Below are 2,610 nucleotides of genomic sequence, written 5' to 3'. Positions count from 1 at the left end.
TAAAGTATTATGCTTATAAAAATATTAAATAAGGTGGATTTTCACTGAAAAATGTAAAGGGAGTATTGTTAATATGTCTGAATCTTTAACGAAAAAACAAGATAAATTTGGAGAATCCACTACTTTGATTCCTTACTGGTGGAAAGTTGTACTAGCATTTACTTTAGGAACAATATTTCTTAATGCGGATCGGTACATTTTAAACCCTATATTGGGAGAGATAGGGTTGGAATATAACTTGAACAATACTCAACTGGGTTTAGTAAATAGTATTTTCTTTTTCACTTATACAATCGCACAAATTCCGGCCGGTACATTGAGCGATAAGTTTGGAAGGAAAATAATTCTGGTTCCGGGGTTTATTTTATTTGGAATTTTTACAGGAGTAAGTGGTATTATGGCTGGATTTACAGGATTCTTAGTGGCGCGTGCTTTAACAGGACTTACACAAGCTACTTATTATGGACCGCAGTTCGCACTTTCTTCTGAGGCAATACCAAATAAAAGAAGGAGTATCGGTTCTGCCATCATTAATAGTGGAGCTGCTTTAGGAATATCATTAGGCTTTATTTCTTCTAGTACCCTTGTGTTGGAATGGGGAATAAACTGGAGAATGATGTTTTACATATTTTCCGTTTTAACCATTTTATGCGGTTTGTTTATTGGTTTTGTTGTCAAAGAAGGAAAGAGACAAAAGAAAGATGTAAGTAATCCAGTCATAGATATAGAGACTGATATAAGTATGCTTTCTTTATTAAAGAACCGTAATCTTTTAATTACATTCATTGTATTATTTTGCTCTATTTATGGATTTACAGTTATTATGACGTGGTTACCAAAGTATTTACAAGTGGAGCGGGGATTTCAAGGAAGTGAAATAGGTTTTATTTCATCATTAGTTCCGTGGGCAGCAATACCAGGTTCACTTTTTGTTGGTTATTTATCTGATAAATATGGAAAGAAAAAAATATTTGTATTTACATTGGTTCCAATCGCCGCAATTTCTTTATGGGCAACGGTGTATATTCAAAGTATCCCTTTAATGATTGGAGCTCTTATTATTTATGGTCTTTTTGGGAAAATAGCGCTAGATCCGGTGCTAATTGCAACTGTTTCAGAGAACGTAAATCCAGAATCATATGGCCGAGCGTTTAGTCTTTATAATTTTATAGGAATGTCATCCTCAATTGTGGCTCCATTTATCGCAGGTTACTTAGCCGATTTAACGGGCAGTATGGCTGCTGGGTTCTATTCAGCTGTTATCATTCTTGGAATAAGTTTAATTATCATGATGTTTTTTAAGGAGACTTCTCCGAATACACATTTTGAAGAAGGAAACATTTAAGGGGATAAGAGTAAATTAATTGGAAGTTTACTGGAGGGAAATTAATGCATACACTGGATAAGTTGCAATTAGGAAAGGATACACTCGATTTACTTCATTGGTTAGGAGAATGTGGAAAAGATCCAGAAGGAGGCGTATCCAGGTTCTTATATAGTTCCGAGTGGCTAGAGGCTCAAGAGTCTCTAAAAACGCTATTTATTAAAGAGGAATTATCTATCCATTATGATGAAATCGGAAATTTATTTGGAATGCTTGAAGGTAGTAAATATAAAGACGAAACAATATTAACTGGTTCTCATGTTGATACAGTAAAAAATGGAGGATTATTTGATGGACAGTATGGTATTATCGCTGGATTTTTAGCTATAAAATATTTAAAAGAAAAATATGGACAGCCTTTGCGGAATATTGAGGTTGTATCCATGGCTGAAGAAGAGGGAAGCCGATTTCCATATACATTTTGGGGATCTAAAAATATTGTTGGGATTGCTAAACAAGAAGATGTTCAGAATATCTCAGATTTTAATGGTCAAGCATTTGTAGATGTGATGAGACAAACTGGTTTCACATTTAAAGCTAATCCTGAATATGCTCGTAAGGATATTAAAGCATTTGTTGAACTTCATGTAGAACAAGGAGAAGTACTAGAGAAAGAAGAGAGATCCATTGGTATTGTCCAAAACATTGTTGGTCAACGACGATTTACAGTTGAAATAATTGGTGAATCCAATCATGCAGGCACCACACCAATGAAATATAGAAAAGATGCGATGAGTGCAGCTAGTTATATGATACATAGGATTCATACCATGACTTTAGAACATGGAGAGCCACTTGTTGCCACTGTTGGGGAAATTAAAGTAGAGCCCAATATCGTAAATGTAGTACCAGGTAAAGCTATATTTACGATAGATGTAAGGCATGTTGAAAAAGAAGAATTGCATCAATTTACTGATAAAATAGTACAGGAAATAAACAAAGTTGCAAATGAATTAGGAGTTCAAATAAAGATTAAAATGTGGATGGATGCTGCACCAGTACCAATGGATAGAGGGATAACTGACATTATCGAAAAGCAATGTTTGCAAAATAATATTGTGTATAAAATGATGCATAGTGGTGCAGGGCATGATGCTCAGATTATGGCACCATATATACCGACAGCCATGGTTTTTGTTCCAAGTCATAAAGGTATTAGTCATTCTCCGTTTGAGTATACGGATCCTAAAGATTTAGCTGAAGGAATAAATGTGTTAATTCATACA

General features: G+C 34.5%; 2 protein-coding genes. Both read left to right on the top strand.

The genetic code is table 11. The features are described 5' to 3' along the window. The first annotated feature begins 73 nt into the window (after window positions 1-73). Entirely contained in the window at window positions 74-1,345 is a 1,272-nt protein-coding gene (locus ACQGSG_RS28240) for an MFS transporter (RefSeq protein WP_223618649.1), read from the top strand. 44 nt (window positions 1,346-1,389) lie between these two features. Further along, window positions 1,390-2,610: allantoate deiminase (gene allC / locus ACQGSG_RS28235; protein ID WP_426948631.1), on the top strand; the 1,221-nt coding region annotated here is incomplete at its 3' end.

This window comes from Bacillus sp. GMa5/1 (assembly GCF_050172015.1).
GTDB lineage: Bacteria > Bacillota > Bacilli > Bacillales > Bacillaceae_G > Bacillus_A > Bacillus_A cereus.
This window is presented reverse-complemented; position numbering and strand designations above follow the sequence as displayed.

Coding starts and splice junctions, on each gene's coding strand:
- ACQGSG_RS28240 (WP_223618649.1), top strand. CDS start 74: ATGTCTGAATCTTTAACGAAAAAACAAGATAAATTTGGAGAATCCACT.